Genomic DNA, 15,678 nt, shown 5'->3' with positions numbered 1-15,678 from the left:
GCGCTCTCTCTGACCCCGGCGCCCATTATAAATTCCGTCGTGTGAAGATGTTCCGTCGAACCCACCCGAAAACGCTGAAAATCGCCGTCTGGCATGGTTTTGCGGCGCACCATGAGGTCCCGCGCAGGCATCGGCACACCCGGATTCGCTCAACCCGGTGCGGCAACGAAAAACGCCGCGTCGAAACGCGGCGTTGGGCATGACAGTGAAGACCTGCGCGGAAAGCGCTTACTGGCCCTCGCCGAATTTATCGGCGATCAGCTTGAGCAGTGCGCTCATGGCCTCCGTCTCGTCCGGGCCTTCGGTTTCGATCAGCACCGTACTGCCGATGCCCGCCGCCAGCATCATCACGCCCATGATGCTCTTGGCGTTGATCCGGCGGCCGTTACGGCTCATCCAGATTTCCGACTGGTAATTGCCCGCCAGTTGCGTCAGCTTCGCCGACGCGCGCGCATGCAGGCCGAGTTTGTTCACGATGGTCGTTTCTTGTTGAAGCATAGGTCGATCCAGGCGCAGTGTGTTGAAGTGGTGCGGTGAGATTGTGCGTCGCGCGCGCGAGAAACGCGCGCTGCGCGTCCGGGCGCGCGCGTGAACGTGCGCCGGGGAATGGCTGATTGTGGTGCGCCCAAACCGCGTTGATCCGGCTCAATCCGGCTCAGGCCGTGCCGGCAGGCTTGAACGCCATTGCCGGTGCTGCGGACGCAGCGCTCGTGGTGCCAACCGTACTCGCGGCGGTGCTCGCAGCCTGGGCCGCGCTACTCGCCGCAGCCGCGCTCACGGCTGCCTTGGCCACGGCTTCCGAAGCCGCCTCCGCGCAGGGCGTGGGCGCGCAGCCGCAATCGTCGCCCGGCGGCGGCGTGCTCGGGCCGATCGGCTGGACCCCCTTGCTCGCACCCGCCAGCGCCTTTTCGACCAGAGTATCGAGCGGCGTCGCGCGATAGCAGACCGCGCGCACCAGCATCGGCAGATTGACACCCGCCAGCACCCTCACCTGGGGCACCGTGGCAAGCCGCGCGGCGATGTTCGAAGGGGTAGCGCCGAACATGTCGGTCAGCACGAGCGCGCCGTTTTCCTCGCGCAGGCGCTCGATTTCGGCGTTCGCCTGTGCGACGACCACAGCGGGGTCGCTGTCGGGCAGCACGTCCAGCGCACCGATGCGGGCCGGACAGCCGCCGTAGATATGGGCAATGCATTCGCGCAGCGCAGTAGCAAGCGGTGCGTGAGCGATGATCAGAATCCCTGCCATGTCAGCGTAACTACAAATAACGGCTTCGGTTGATGCCTGGGGCCGATCTTCGAAGATCGCGTCCGACAGCGCCGACCTGCGGCCAGCCGTGGGCCATCAGGGTCGGAACATGCGCCGGAGTTTGCTGTACCGCAAAATCCGGTCGCGGGCTCGCGGCATTGTAGCAGGGTCGTTTTCGTCTCGACCATGCGGTTTTGCACGCGGTTTCCGCCCGCATTTTCCTCTCATCTTTCTCTTACCGGTACGCAGATTTTGTGCCTCGCAGCACGCACCCACACACCGGCATCACGAAGATGCCGCCGCCGCGGCCGGAATCAAGCACGCCGGGACTGCCTTTCGAGGAAGTCCTCAACCGATTTATAGCCGTTTTTATCCGCCATAGCGTTGGCGTGGCCGTACTCAGGCCGCCGCGCGCTCCAGCGCGTCGATGAACATCGCCGCCACGTCGAAGCCGGTCTGCTCCATGATTTCGCGAAAGCATGTTGGGCTCGTCACATTGACTTCGGTGAGCCAGTCGCCGATCGCATCGAGCCCCACCAGCAGCAGCCCGCGCTCGACCAGCTTCGGCCCCAGCGTCTTGGCGATCTCCATGTCGCGCGCCGTGAGCGGCTGCGCCACGCCCAGACCGCCCGCCGCAAGGTTGCCGCGCACTTCATTGCCCTGTGGGATACGCGCGAGCGAATACGGCACCGGCTCGCCGCCGATCAGCAGGATGCGCTTGTCGCCCGCCTTGATTTCGGGGATGAACTTCTGCGCCATCACGCTGCGCGCACCGTCGTGGCTCAGCATTTCGATGATCGAACCGAGGTTCATGCCGTCCGCCTTGACGCGGAACACGCCCATGCCGCCCATGCCGTCGAGCGGCTTGAGGATCACATCCTGGTGTTCTTCGTGGAATTTGCGCAGGCGCGCGGCGTCGCGCGTCACCAGCGTGGGCGCGACGAACTGCGCGAATTCGCCGATGGCGAGCTTTTCCGAGTGGTCGCGGATCGCCTGCGGCTTGTTGAAGATCTTCGCGCCCGCGCGCTCGGCGATTTCCAGCAGCCACGTGGAGGTGACGTACTCCATGTCGAACGGCGGGTCCTTGCGCATGATGACGGCGTCGAAGCCGGTCAGCGCACGGGAATCCGGCGAGTCCTTGAACCACGTCTGGCGATGCAGGTCCGCCGTATCGCCAACGATCTCGAAGCGCCGCACATCGGCTTCGACCTGGCCGTTCACCCAGGCGAGGTGCTGCGGCTCGCATGCGTAGAGCGTGTGCCCGCGCTTCGCGGCCTCGGCCATCATCGCGTAGGTCGAATCCTTGTAGATCTTGAACCGCTCGAGCGGATCGGCGATGAAGAGAATGTCCATGTCGTCCCTGCAGCAAATTGGAGGTTGCGCCGGAAATTTTCCGGCCTTGATGACGGCTGCGCCCGCTCGGGGCGGGCGCAGCATGATGTTGTTATGGGCCTGATGTCAGGCCGTGGTAACGCCGTGGATCTTCCTTACACCTGGATCGCTTCGGGGTCGGTCTTCTCCAGCTCGACCGACGCCGCCAGCAGCCCCAGCCGCGCCACCACGCCGTACATGTAGAAGCGGTTCGGCGGCGCCGCGCCGGGCTTCGCGCGCGTGTCGGGCAGCGCGGTGTGCTCGAAGCCCAGCGGCACGAAATGCATGCCCGGCGCGTTCAGGTTCTGGTCGCGCTCGCGGCTGCCGTGCGCGCGGTAGAAGCCACCCACCACGTAGCGGTCGATCATGTAGACCACCGGTTCGGCCACTTCGTCGCCGATGTGCTCGAACGTGTACACGCCTTCCTGCACGATGACGTCGCGCACTTCCAGGCCGTCCTTCGTGGCCGACATCTTCGCACGTTCGCGCTTCGTGAGCGCGGCAACCTCGGAAGCGTCGTGCACCGTCATCACGCCGCGGCCGTCCGTGCCGGCGTCGGACTTGATGACGACGTAGGGCTTTTCGGTGATGCCGTACTCGCGATACTTCTTCGCGATCTTCTTGAGCACCGCGTCGATCGAGGTGGCCAGTTGCTCCTCGCCGGTGCGCGCCTCGAAATCGACATTCTCCACGTGCGCGAAGTACGGGTTGATCATCCACGGATCGACGCCGACCATCTTGGCGAACTTCTTCGCCACGTCGTCATAGCAGGAGAAGTGCGTCGACTTGCGGCGCACGGCCCAGGCGGCGTGCAGCGGCGGCAGCAGGTATTGCTCGTGGAGATTTTCGAGCACCGACGGAATGCCGCCCGACAGATCGTTGTTCAGAAGAATCGAACACGGGTCGAAGTTCTTCAGGCCGAGGCGGCGCTGCGAGCGTTCGAGCGGCTCCAGCACGATCTTCTGGCCGTCCGCCAGCGAGATCGTGACCGGCCCCGCGATGTTCTCGTCGAGAGTGCCAAAGCGAACGTTCAGGCCCGCCTGACGCATGATGGTCGCCAGGCGCGCGACGTTTTCGAGGTAAAAGGCGTTGCGCGTGTGCTGCTCGGGAATCACGAGCAGATTCTTGGCGTCCGGGCAGATCTTCTCGACGGCGGCCATGGCGGCCTGCACGGCGAGCGGCAGCACTTCCATCGGCAGGCAATGGAAGGCGCCAGGAAAGAGGTTGGTGTCGACCGGCGCGAGCTTGAAGCCCGCGTTGCGCAGGTCCACCGACGCGTAGAACGGCGGCGTGTGCTCCTGCCATTCGAGGCGGAACCAGCGCTCGATGGCCGGCGTCGCGTCGAGGATGCGCTGCTCCAGCTCAAGGAGCGGGCCGTTCAACGCCGTAACCAGATGCGGGACCATAAGGTGTTACTCGCGGACAAAAGCTGATTGATTGTAGGAAAACCGGGAGGCTAACTGGGGACGATTGCGCCGGTTACAAGATGTTTCCCCTTACATGCCATAGGGTTACTTGCCGGAACGGCGATTGGCGGCGCGCTGGTCACCCCGGCATGGCCGGAACTGCCCCCGTTATCCACATCGAATATCCATTCTGAACCGCGCGGGCGGTCCGAGGCAATGGCGCCGTACGGTTTGAAGGGGCAAGCTGGCAGCCAACAACCGGGTAACGTCCGTGCGCCCGGGTTATTCCAGCATCGCAAGGCGCACACCCAAAAGAAAGGGCCCGCCGGTAAAGGCGGGCCCAAGTCGCTGTGCTCCAGGTAATGCCACTTCGCTTACTGCTACTGCGCTACTGCATTACTGCTGTGCTGCCACCCCCTACCCACTCAAGTTCTTATTCGACGCGCTCGCCATGCAGAATCACGTCGAGACCTTCGCGTTCTTCTTCTTCCGTCACGCGCAGGCCCATCACCATGTCGATCACCTTCAGCAGGACGAAGCTCACCACGCCGCTGTAGATGAGGGTCGTGAGCACGCCCTTGACCTGCAGGATCACGCTGCCGTCCGCGCCGCCGATATCCTTGACCGCGAACACGCCGGTCAGGATCGCGCCGATGATGCCGCCGATGCCGTGCACGCCGAATGCGTCGAGCGAATCGTCATAGCCGAACTTGTGCTTGAGCCACGTAGCCGACCAGAAGCAGACCACGCCGGCCACCACACCAATCACGATCGCGCCCATCACGCCGACGAAGCCCGAAGCCGGGGTCACGGCAACCAGACCTGCCACTGCGCCCGAAGCGATGCCGAGCACCGACGGCTTGCCCTTGGCGATCCACTCCGCGAACATCCAGCCAAGCGCCGCGCATGCCGTGGCGATCTGCGTCGTGAGCATGGCGAAGCCGGCACGGCCGTCAGCCGCGACTGCCGAACCTGCGTTGAAGCCGAACCAGCCCACCCACAGCATGGCCGCGCCGATCAGCGTGAGCACGAGGTTGTGCGGCGCCATGACTTCGCGGCCGTAACCGATACGCTTGCCCAGCACCAGGCAGCACACCAGACCGGCGATGCCGGCGTTGATGTGAACCACCGTGCCGCCTGCGAAGTCGAGAATGCCTGCGCTTGCCAGCCAGCCGGTCGGTTCCCAGACCATGTGGGCGATCGGCGAGTAGACGATGATCGACCAGAGCGACATGAACACCAGCATCGCCGAGAACTTCATGCGGTCTGCGAATGCACCGGTGATGAGCGCCGGCGTGATGATCGCGAACGTCATCTGATAGACGAAGTACACGGTCTCCGGAATCGTCGTGGCGAGATGGCTCACGGTCAGCGTGGTCGCCTTGTCGCCCTTGATGTAGTTCATGCCTTCAAGGAAGACGCGCGAGAAGCCGCCGATGAACGAGTTGCCCGGCGTGAAGGCCAGCGAGTAGCCCACCACCGTCCAGATCACCGTGACGACGCAGGTGATGGCGAAGCTCTGCATGAGCGTCGCGAGGACGTTCTTCTTGCGGACCATGCCGCCGTAGAAGAGTGCGAGGCCCGGAATCGTCATGAACAGCACGAGCGCGGTGGAGGTCAGCATCCACGCGGTATCGCCCGAGTTGATCTTCGACGAATCCACCGAGAACGGCGCAGTCGGTGCAGCAGGCGCTGCCGCTGCGGCGGCGGCCGATGCGTCAGCCGGTGCGCTGGCTGCGGGTGCCGAAGCGGCTGCGGCTGCCGGTGCGGAAGCCGCGTCGGCGGCGGGCGCGGAGGCCGTGGCGGCAGGCGCCGAAGCCGATGCGTCAGGTGCGGATGCAGTTGCGGCGGACGCCGCGGCGGGTGCGGACGCATCGTCCGCCAGCGCGGCGCCGATGCCACCGGCCAGCAGCGAGCCGGCCATCAGCAAGGACATTAAAAGTTTGCGCATCTTGGTTTCCTCTTGTCTCTCTATGTCGGCCAGGACTGGCGCTTGACTCGCGCCTTACGCTGGCCTCGGGAATCGTGGGTCGCTGTTACAGGGCGTCGGCGCCAGTTTCGCCGGTGCGGATGCGGATAACCTGTTCGATCGGGGTGACGAAAATCTTGCCGTCGCCGATCTTGCCGGTGCGGGCGGCGCGCTCCAGCGATTCGATGGCCTGGTCGACGATGTCGTCGGACACGGCCGCTTCGATCTTCACCTTCGGCAGGAAGTCGACGACGTATTCCGCACCGCGATACAGCTCGGTATGGCCCTTCTGACGGCCGAAGCCCTTCACTTCCGTGACCGTGATCCCCGACACGCCGATGGCCGAAAGAGCCTCCCGCGCTTCATCGAGCTTGAACGGCTTGATGATTGCTGTAATCAGTTTCATGTAGTCCTCGCTGTGGTTGCTTTCATCCCGTATTCACTTCTGCAACGGGCGCCTGCGGTGCGGGTCTCGCCCCGCCGACGCACCGCGAGCCAGCCGTTGTTCGGTGCGCGGGGGGTTATTAGCAACACCCGTGCCAATTCGATCAACGAGCTTTCTTGCAGGACTTGCGACGAAGTTCGATGCACGAAGTGCGCATCCCGTGGACAATGCCGGTCGCATGTCGAACTACGCGCCGAAATCCGCGCCGCGCGGGCCGCGCAAGGCCCTGGCCGAACGGCCAGCGTGGGCCGCAAGCGGTGGCGGCGCCTGGCGAGAGTTGCTAGAGTGTTCTCAAGGATCGGTGCGCAGCACGATCGCCTCAGAAGCGCGCGAATAGGCGCGAGAACGAAGCGCGGCGGCCCGTGAAGGACGCAGCCGGCACTCGGTGCGGCGCACTGGAAGCGGTTCGTGCCAGGCCTGCGGCTCGCGATCGGATCGCGCGCGCCGGATGCGCAACTGATGCGCACCAGATGCGCACACGGGCATCGAGGACTTCGCGGCTCGCGCACCAAGATCGGTCACGATCCGGATCGAGGCACAGTCGAAACGAAATCTGCACATTTTCTGTGCAGCGAAGGGGAAACCGAATGAAACAACCGAACGACGTATTCAACGATCTGCAGTCGAAGGTCAGCGAACTTCTGCGGAACTCGCCCGCGCGCGATGTCGAGCGCAACGTGCGCGCCATGCTTTCGCAAGGCTTTTCGAAGCTCGAACTGGTCACGCGCGAGGAATTCGACGCACAGACGCAGGTGTTGGTGCGTACGCGTCAGCGTCTGGAAGAACTCGAACGCCGCGTGGCCGAACTCGAACAGAAGCTGCCGGTCACGGCATCCTCGACTGGGCAGGCATCCTGATTAATTTCACCTTTCTTAAGGCAAGCGAGCCGTAACGGTTTAGCAATGGAACCGTAAAGGGGCACGCGCTTCACCAGCCTGGCGCATGCGTGACAAAGCGGCGAAGCCGTTCACGACGTCCGCGCATGCACCGCCTTTCGGAGATTTCCATGTCGCTTGCCGTGGTGAAAAGCCGCGCGCCGGCTGCTGGCCGCGCGCCCGAGGTGACCGTCGAAGTTCACCTTGCCAACGGCCTGCCGTCCTTTTCGATAGTCGGCTTGCCCGACCTCGAAGTCCGCGAGAGCCGCGAGCGCGTGCGCGCCGCGCTCTCGAATTGCGGCTTCGACTTCCCCGTCAGGCGTATCACGGTCAACCTCGCGCCTGCCGATCTACCCAAGGAGTCGGGACGGTTCGATCTGCCCATCGCATTGGGCATCCTCGCGGCGAGCGGACAGATTCCGGGCGGCGCCCTCACGCAGGCCCGCGAATTCGCGGGCGAGCTATCGCTCACGGGCGCTGTGCGGCCCATGCGCGGCGCGTTTGCCATGGCCTGCGGCACGGCGCGCGCGCATGCCGGCCAGTGTGCGGATCATCCTGGCGCGCACTCACCCGAGCTTTACCTGCCCGCCGACAACACCGCCGAAGCCGCACTCGTACCCGGCGTGGACGTCTACGCCGTCACTGACCTGCGTGCGCTCTGCGGCCATCTCACCAAGGCCGAGGACGCGCGCCTGAGTCCTGTGCGCGCACCGGCGCTCGATGCCACGTGCGCCGCGCTCTCGCCCGATATGGCCGATGTGATCGGCCAGCGCGGCGCGCGCCGTGCGCTCGAAGTCGCGGCGGCGGGCGGTCATCATCTATTGATGGTCGGACCGCCCGGTGCGGGTAAGTCGATGCTCGCCGCGCGCCTGCCCGGCCTGCTGCCGCCGATGAGCGACGCAGAGGCGCTCGCCAGCGCCGCGCTGCTGTCGGCGAGCGCAATCGGCTTTTCGCCGCAGCAATGGCGGCGTCGGCCGTTTCGCGCGCCGCATCATTCTTCGAGCGCCGCAGCGCTGATCGGCGGACGCAATCCGCCGCAGCCCGGCGAGATCACGCTCGCGCACCTTGGCGTCCTTTTCCTCGACGAGTTGCCGGAGTTCGACCGGCACGTTCTGGAGACGCTGCGCGAACCGCTCGAAAACGGTTCGATCACCATTTCGCGCGCCGCCTGGCAGACCGACTTCCCCGCTGCCTGTCAGCTCGTCGCCGCCATGAATCCGTGCCCGTGCGGCTGGCGCGGCGATCCGTCGGGGCGCTGCCGCTGCACGCCCGAAGGCGCGGCGCGCTATCGGCGCAAGCTGTCGGGGCCGCTGCTCGACCGCATCGACATCCAGATCGAGCTGCCCGCGCTGCAGCCCGCCGAACTCGCCTCGCGCGCGGCGGCGCCCGGCGAGTCGAGCGCCAGGATTGCCGCGCGCGTGACGGCGGCCCGCGAGCGCCAGATCGCCCGTCAGGGCAAGACCAACCGCGAACTGAGCGGGCGCGAAACCGATGAAGTCTGCCGCCCGGACAGCGCAGGCGAGGCGTTGCTACGCGAAGCGGGTGAACGTTTTGGGTGGTCGGCGCGGGCGTACTATCGCGCGCTCAAGGTCGCGCGCACCATCGCCGATCTCGCCGGCGCCGGGATGCCCGATGCGGCCCATGTGGCGGAGGCGGTGCAGTATCGGCGGGCCTTCAGCGATCAGTAGTACGGATCGACCATGCGGCTCGCCCATCGAGCTGAATCCAGCGCCAGACCCGAACAGCGGCCGCCCGGCCTATACATCAGAAGGATCAAAAAATCTAAGTCAAGACTTGACTTATACACACTTGGTTGTATCGGCAGCCTTTTAAGACACGATTCGCATTTCGTGACGATCCAAAACGCAAGTCCTTGATTTTTATGCGTTTCAAAAGACGTCCCGGCACTGCTAAAACTAACAAAAAGCCCACAGCACGGCCTTTTGCGGGCGACGGAGCCGTTTTACCCACAAAGTTATCCACAGCACCTGTGGGTAACCCGTAAACCCTCAATCAAATCCGGCAGATAGCTCGTAAACCCAGGAGAGCACTTTCACTTTGGCGCGCAAACGGCCGGCCGGGCGACGATGCAAGTACGCGGTCGTTCGGCTCTCCTCAATGGAGCTTGAACGATTGGAAGAACTGATCGACTTGCTCGACGGCCGGTTGCTCGCGCCCCACGATCGCCAGTTGGTAAGCGTGCGCGCCCTTCGCGACCAGACGCGCGTGGATCGTGCGCGTCTCGTCCTTTGCTCCGGCCTTGCCCGACAGTTGCATGTCGATGCCCGGCACGCTGCCGCCTGCTGCAAGCGGCACCGCTATGCTGCGGGCGTCGGGCGGCACGCCCACGTTGCGCGCGAGGCCATCGCGCAGGAAGCCGAGGGCCTTTTGCTGCGTGGCTGCTTGCGCGTCCGGCAGATCGAGCGTGCCGATCACGAATACCGCCCCGCCAACTTCGGCGGTCTGCATATGCATCTGCATCGGCGTGCCGTCCACATCGACGCTACGGGCGTCCGAGGCGGGCCTGCCCGGCAGGTCGACGCTATAGCCGCTCGTGTTGTTCGAAATCGTGCGCCAATCGTAAGTCGGCGAGCAGGCGACAAGAGCACTGGAAAACACCGCAAACAGTGCGCTCGCGGCCAGCGAGCGAAGGGCGTTGGTGAGCATCGTGGTTTGTAATTGGGGCGCAATAGTGCGCGGGCAAGATAGCGTCGGCCATTATCCTGCGAGCGCGCCTGCGCGTGCCGCCGCAACCGCTATGCCGGGAAATTCGGCGCTACAATGACCGGCCGGGCCATTGCGAGATAGACTGGCTCCGCCAGATCAGCAACGTTGCGCGCCCGTCGGCGCCTGAGGCTTCACCCATGTCAGCATCCACGAATTCCCCGCATAGTCCGAAAGCGCGCTCCAGCGCGATCCGCAACATCGCTGCGGCGGTGGTCGTGGTCGCCATTGCCGTGGCGGGCTATTTCGCCTTCTTCGGCAGCCAGCAGCGCGTGCCGGACGCCACCTTCACGCTGCTGTCGGGCCAGAAGGTTTCGACTGCGGATCTCAAAGGCAAGGTCTATCTGATCAACTTCTGGGCGACCAGCTGCGCCACCTGCATGCAGGAAATGCCGCAGATGGTCCAGACCTATAACCGCTTCAAGGGCGATGGCCTCGAATTCGTCGCCGTGGCGATGAACTACGACGCGCCGATGTACGTCGCCAACTACGCGCAGACGCGCCAGCTGCCCTTCAAGGTGGCGATGGACGACGGCTCGGCTGCGAAGCAGTTCGGCAACGTGCAGCTCACGCCGACCACCTTCGTGGTCGACCGCAACGGCAAGATTCTCAAGCGCTATGTGGGCGAGCCGCAGTTCGCGGAACTCGATCAACTGCTGAAGAAAGCGCTGTCGACCTGATCGGCCCGACGGTCATCGGCACATGAAAAACGGCAGCGAATTCGCTGCCGTTCTGCTTTTTGCGCGTGCTCCACCACCGATCCGTTGATCCGCCGATCCCACCTAGCCGCGCGTTTCGTTCTCCTGCCGCGCGACCAGCCCATAGCGCCGGATCTTCTCGTACAGCGTGGCCTTGGCCATCTGCAGCCGTTCCGCGGCCTGCACGACGGCGCCGTTCGTCTGCTGCAACGCATCGGCGATCAGCGCGCGTTCGTACTGCTCCACGCGCTCCTTGAGCGGCAAGGCATCGTCCGGGCCGGCTTGCGACGGCGGCGCGAGATCGTCGGGAATCCCAAGCACATAGCGATCCGCGGCGTTGCGCAGTTCGCGCACGTTGCCGGGCCAGTCGCGCTGCGCCAGGCGCATGCGGTCGCGTTCGGTCAGCAGCGGCGCGGGCCGCTGGTAACGCACCGCCGCGTCCAGCAGGAAGTGTTCGAACAGCGGCACGATATCCTCCCGGCGCTCGGCGAGCGGCGGCAACCCAATCGTCACCACGTTCAGGCGATACAGCAGGTCGCGCCGGAACGTCCCCGCCGCCACATGTTCGTTCATGTCGCCCTTGGCCGCCGCCACCACGCGCAGATCCACGCGCACCGGCTGGTTCGAGCCCAGCCGCTCCAGCACGCCGTCCTGCAGCACGCGCAGCAGCTTCACCTGAAGCGCGAGCGGCATGCTTTCGATTTCATCGAGAAAAAGCGTGCCGCCCGCCGCGTGTTCGAGCTTGCCGATCCGACGCTTCGCTGCGCCCGTGAAGGCGCCCTGCTCATAGCCAAACATCTCCGATTCGAACATCGGCTCAGGCAGCGCGCCGCAATTCACCGCGACGAACGGCTTGTCGCGACGCGGCGACAATTCGTGCAGACTGCGCGCGATCAGTTCCTTGCCCGCGCCCGTGTCGCCGTTGATGAGCACGGAGGCATCGGTGGGCGCGACGTTCGCGATCAGCCGCCGCACCTGCTCGATCGCCGGACTCTTGCCGATGATGCGCGGTGCGAGCGTGTTTTGCCCCGCCAGCTCGCGGCGCAGCGCGAGGTTTTCGAGCACCAGCGTGCGGCGCTCAAGCGCGCGGCGCACGGTCTCGATCAGCCGTTCCGAGGCGAAGGGCTTTTCGATGAAGTCATACGCACCGTCACGCATCGCCTGCACGGCCATCGAGATGTCGCCGTGACCGGTAACGAGGATCACGGGCACGTCGGGCGCACGCTCGTGGCACTGCGCAAGCAGGTCCAGCCCGCTCATGCCCGGCAAGCGGATATCGCTCACCACGATGCCGGGAAAGCCCGCATCGACGAGCGGCAACGCGGCCTCGGCGTTCGCATAACCGGTTGCCTCGAAGCCCGCGAGCTGCAGGCTCTGCATACCGGCGCGGCGCACCAGTTCGTCGTCCTCGATATAGAGCACCCGGCCGGGCGTTGAACTGACCATGTTGATTCGTCTTCCTTGTTTCTGATTCCGTTGCGGCGTCAATGCCGCGCGCCCGCCGAGTCGCCCACCGAGTCGCCCACCGAATCGCCCGCCACCGCATTCACGCGCGAGCGCTTGAGCGTCAGCACGAACACCGCGCCGCCGCCTTCGGCATTGTGCGCCGTGAGCGCGCCGCCGCAATCGCGCGCGATCGACGAGGAAATCGCGAGGCCGAGCCCCAGGCCCTGCCCCATCTCCTTGGTGGTGAAAAACGGTTCGAAGAGGCGCTGCATGACATCGGCGGGAATCCCCGGCCCATTGTCGCGCACCGAGATTTCCAGCGTCGCGGGCAGCGCGCGCACATCGATGACGATGCGCGGGCCGGGCAGGCCCGCCACCGCGTCGAGCGCGTTGCCGATCAGATTGATGAGCACCTGTTCGAGCCGCAGGTCGTCGCATTGCGCGACCAGCTCGGGATGCGCGACATGCGCGTCGAGCGCGATGCTGGACACATTCGCGGCATCGCCGTCGCTGAGCGTGAGTTCGACCCGCGCGCCGTCGAGCCGCTTGCCGAGCAGCGCGAGCGCATTGCGCACCGCGCGCGCCACCGGCGAGCGCTGGCCGCGCGGCTTCGCCCGTCCGACAAAGAGCTTGAGCTGATTGACGATCTTGCCCATGCGCTCGGTGAGCGAACCGATCGCCTCCAGATTCTCGTGCGCCGCGTCGTACTGGCCGCGTTCGAGAAACACGCGCGTATTGTCCGAAAAACTGCGCAGCGCCGCGAGCGGCTGATTCAGTTCGTGCGTGATGCCCGCCGCCATCTGTCCGAGCGCGGCCAGCTTGCTCGCCTGGATCAGTTCGTCCTGGGTGGCGCGCAGCTCCTGTTCGGTGCGGGTGCGCTCGGCGACTTCGCGCTGCAGGCTTTCGTTGGCCTGCGAGAGGTCGGCGGTGCGTTCGGCCACGCGGTCGTTGAGCATCGCGTAGGCCTTTTGCAGCATCGCACGGCTCTTCACCACTTCGCGCACGCGCGCGCGGCGCATGCGCCAGTAGAACCCCAGCAGGCACAGCGACACGTAGCCGAAGCCCGTCATGATGGTGGCGTTGCGCGCGGCGTCGAGCACCGGCGCGACCGGCGACATCGTCACCAGATGCCAGTCCGGCTCACCAAGCGCCCGGCGCGTTTCCAGATAGCGCGGCGCGCGCAGGCCGCTGCCGATGCGCACGATATCGGCGTCGCCTTCCAGCACGCGCTCCACGCTCGCGGGCAGCGGCGGGATATCCTGGCGCGCATACTGCCGCGTCGCGTCGATCGAGGCCACCACATCGGTCGGCAATGGCCGCACCGTGCGGTATTTCCACGCGGGCACCGAGGACAGAAAGATCACGCCGTGATCGTCGGTGACGAGCAGCGGCTCGGAGGCATCCGAGCCCGGAAACCATTCGAGATTGAGCTTCACCACCGCCACGCCGACGATCTGGCCGTTGCGCCGCACCGGCTGCGAGATGTAGTAACCCGGATCGCGCGAGATCGTGCCGATACCGAAGAAACGTCCCACGTCGCCTTTGGCGGCTTCGATGAAATACGGGCGGAAGCGGTACTCGACGCCCACGAAGCTGTCCGCGCCGCGCCAGTTGCTGGCTGCGATGCAGATGCCGTCGGCGCGGATGATGTAGGTCGTGGTGGCGCGCGCGTGGCGGTTCACGTCTTCGAGATAGCGGTTCGCGGCGGCGACGCGCTCGGGATTGGGATCCGCGAGCACGTCCTGCACGAGCGGATGCGCGCCCACCAGATAGGGCAGCGATTCGTAGCGCTCCAGCGTGCTCTTGAGCGCGGCTGTCGTGCGGTCGCCGCGCACGGCGGCGTTCAGGCGCAGCGCGTCGATGCCGGTCTGCCAGGCGAGTGTCCACGCAAGCGCGCACACGAGTGCGAGCCCGATGGCGAGCGCAAACAGCAGAACGAGACGGCGCGTCACGGATGAAACTTCCGGGTGATCGAGCGGGGATGGGTGGGATTGTGGCACACGCAAACCGCGCGAGGCGGCCGATCGTGGAAGGCGGGAGATGGGAGCGGGCGACGTATCGACAGGGGATGAACAACACGCCGCCCAACGGCTTGCGCCGCTTGCTACACGTAAAACTCCAGTACAACCGGTCAAACAACTTGAGCCGACCGAAGCAGCGCACCACGCGCCGCCCGATCAACCACGCGCAAGCAAACTTACGCGCCCGCGCTTTCCTTCACTTCCGAAGCCTCGCCCGCCAGCACCGCGCGCAACTTGTCGCGGTCCAGCTCCTTTTCCCACGCCGACACCACCACCGTTGCCACGCCGTTGCCGACGATGTTCGTCAGCGCGCGGCACTCGCTCATGAAGCGGTCGATGCCGAGGATCAGCACCATGCCGGAGAGCGGAATGGTCGGCACCACGGCCAGCGTCGCGGCCAGCGTGATGAAGCCCGCGCCGGTCACGCCGCTGGCGCCCTTCGAGGTCAGCATGGTCACGGCCAGCAGCGTGAGCTGCTGCGTCCACGTGAGGTCGGTGTTGGTCGCTTGGGCGATGAAGAGCACCGCCATCGTCATGTAGATGTTGGTGCCGTCGAGGTTGAACGAGTAACCGGTCGGCACCACCAGACCCACCACCGAGCGCGAGCAGCCCAGCCGTTCGAGCTTCTGCATCAGTTGCGGCAGCGCCGATTCCGACGAACTCGTACCCAGCACGATCAGCAGTTCTTCCTTGATGTACGACACGAAGCGGATGATCGAGAAGCCGGTGAAGCGCGCGATTGCGCCCAGCACCACCAGCACGAACACGACCGAGGTCAGATAGAACGTGCCGATCAGTTTGAGCATCGGCACCAGCGAGCCGACACCGTACTTGCCGATGGTGAACGCCATCGCACCGAATGCGCCGATCGGCGCGAGCTTCGTGACGATCTTGACGACGCCGAACAGCACGCCCGAGATGCCGTCGATGAAATCCGTCACCACGCGGCCGCGCTCGCCCAGTTGCGTGAGCACCGCGCCGAACAGCAGCGCGATCAGCAGGATCTGCAGGATTTCGCCTTGCGCGAACGCCGAGAAGATCGTGTCCGGAATGATGTGCATCAGGAAGTCGACCGAGCTCTGGCCGTGCGCCTTTTCAGCGAAGCTCGCCACCGACTTGGCGTCGAGCGTGCTCACATCGACGTTGAAGCCCGCACCCGGCTTGAGCACGTGCGTGGCGATCAGGCCGAGCACCAGCGCGAAGGTCGAGACGATCTCGAAATAGAGCAGCGCCTTGCCGCCCACGCGACCGACCTTCTTCATGTCTTCCATGCCGGCGATGCCGGTCACGACGGTACAGAAGATGATCGGCCCGATCACCATCTTGATGAGCTTGATGAAGGCGTCGCCGAGCGGCTTCATGTCGATGCCGAGCGCGGGCCAAAAGTGGCCCAGCACAACGCCGATGACGATCGCCACGATCACCTGGAAATAGAGGACTTTGTGGAGAGGTTTCTTCACTTGGGGTGCCTGCAAAA

Annotated in this window: 13 protein-coding genes; 3 read left to right on the top strand and 10 right to left on the bottom strand. The window is 65.1% G+C overall.

Features of this window, described 5'->3' with window-relative positions:
* Window positions 1-228 precede the first annotated feature (228 nt).
* The 6 genes from F4827_RS05060 to F4827_RS05035 all read right to left on the bottom strand — a co-directional run bounded on the left by F4827_RS05060 (window position 229) and on the right by F4827_RS05035 (window position 6,398).
* A complete protein-coding gene (locus F4827_RS05060) occupies window positions 229-498 on the bottom strand; it encodes an HPr family phosphocarrier protein (RefSeq protein ID WP_183722387.1) in 270 nt (89 codons plus the stop codon).
* Between the two features lie 157 nt (window positions 499-655).
* A complete protein-coding gene (locus F4827_RS05055; RefSeq protein WP_183722384.1) occupies window positions 656-1,246 on the bottom strand; it encodes a PTS sugar transporter subunit IIA in 591 nt (196 codons plus the stop codon).
* A 399-nt stretch (window positions 1,247-1,645) separates the two neighbouring features.
* Complete coding sequence (gene gshB, locus F4827_RS05050) at window positions 1,646-2,599, bottom strand: glutathione synthase (protein WP_183722381.1); 954 nt, start codon at window positions 2,597-2,599, stop codon at window positions 1,646-1,648.
* Window positions 2,600-2,733: 134 nt separating this feature from the next.
* Complete coding sequence (gene gshA, locus F4827_RS05045) at window positions 2,734-4,023, bottom strand: glutamate--cysteine ligase (protein WP_183722377.1); 1,290 nt, start codon at window positions 4,021-4,023, stop codon at window positions 2,734-2,736.
* A gap of 433 nt (window positions 4,024-4,456) precedes the next feature.
* Window positions 4,457-5,974 (bottom strand): ammonium transporter, encoded by a 1,518-nt coding sequence (locus F4827_RS05040; protein ID WP_183722374.1) that lies wholly within the window; start codon window positions 5,972-5,974, stop codon window positions 4,457-4,459.
* Between the two features lie 85 nt (window positions 5,975-6,059).
* The gene (locus tag F4827_RS05035; RefSeq protein WP_027815737.1) at window positions 6,060-6,398 is read right to left on the bottom strand and encodes a P-II family nitrogen regulator; all 339 of its coding nucleotides are present in this window, start codon (window positions 6,396-6,398) and stop codon (window positions 6,060-6,062) included.
* 626 nt (window positions 6,399-7,024) lie between these two features.
* On the opposite strand from F4827_RS05035, the gene F4827_RS05030 reads away from it, so the two are divergent.
* Both F4827_RS05030 and F4827_RS05025 read left to right on the top strand, forming a co-directional pair.
* A complete protein-coding gene (locus tag F4827_RS05030) occupies window positions 7,025-7,294 on the top strand; it encodes an accessory factor UbiK family protein (RefSeq protein ID WP_183722372.1) in 270 nt (89 codons plus the stop codon).
* Window positions 7,295-7,443: 149 nt separating this feature from the next.
* A complete protein-coding gene (locus F4827_RS05025; RefSeq protein WP_183722369.1) occupies window positions 7,444-9,000 on the top strand; it encodes a YifB family Mg chelatase-like AAA ATPase in 1,557 nt (518 codons plus the stop codon).
* A gap of 427 nt (window positions 9,001-9,427) precedes the next feature.
* On the opposite strand, the gene F4827_RS05020 is transcribed toward F4827_RS05025, so the two are convergent.
* On the bottom strand, window positions 9,428-9,979 hold the full coding sequence (locus tag F4827_RS05020; protein WP_221303571.1) for a hypothetical protein: 552 nt from the start codon (window positions 9,977-9,979) through the stop codon (window positions 9,428-9,430).
* A 197-nt stretch (window positions 9,980-10,176) separates the two neighbouring features.
* Between F4827_RS05020 and F4827_RS05015 the strand changes: the two genes are divergently transcribed.
* Window positions 10,177-10,716, top strand: a complete 540-nt coding sequence (locus tag F4827_RS05015) for a TlpA disulfide reductase family protein (protein ID WP_183722366.1) — start codon at window positions 10,177-10,179, stop codon at window positions 10,714-10,716.
* A gap of 102 nt (window positions 10,717-10,818) precedes the next feature.
* Here F4827_RS05015 and F4827_RS05010 read toward each other — a convergent pair whose 3' ends face one another.
* The 3 genes from F4827_RS05010 to F4827_RS05000 all read right to left on the bottom strand — a co-directional run bounded on the left by F4827_RS05010 (window position 10,819) and on the right by F4827_RS05000 (window position 15,661).
* Window positions 10,819-12,180 (bottom strand): sigma-54 dependent transcriptional regulator, encoded by a 1,362-nt coding sequence (locus F4827_RS05010; RefSeq protein WP_183722364.1) that lies wholly within the window; start codon window positions 12,178-12,180, stop codon window positions 10,819-10,821.
* Between the two features lie 38 nt (window positions 12,181-12,218).
* Window positions 12,219-14,186, bottom strand: a complete 1,968-nt coding sequence (locus tag F4827_RS05005; protein WP_221303570.1) for an ATP-binding protein — start codon at window positions 14,184-14,186, stop codon at window positions 12,219-12,221.
* 191 nt (window positions 14,187-14,377) lie between these two features.
* Window positions 14,378-15,661: a dicarboxylate/amino acid:cation symporter gene (locus F4827_RS05000; protein ID WP_311672583.1), complete on the bottom strand. Its 1,284-nt coding sequence runs from the start codon at window positions 15,659-15,661 to the stop codon at window positions 14,378-14,380.
* Between the last annotated feature and the right edge of the window lie 17 nt (window positions 15,662-15,678).

Source organism: Paraburkholderia bannensis (assembly GCF_014200455.1).
Lineage (GTDB): Bacteria > Pseudomonadota > Gammaproteobacteria > Burkholderiales > Burkholderiaceae > Paraburkholderia > Paraburkholderia bannensis_A.
This window is presented reverse-complemented; position numbering and strand designations above follow the sequence as displayed.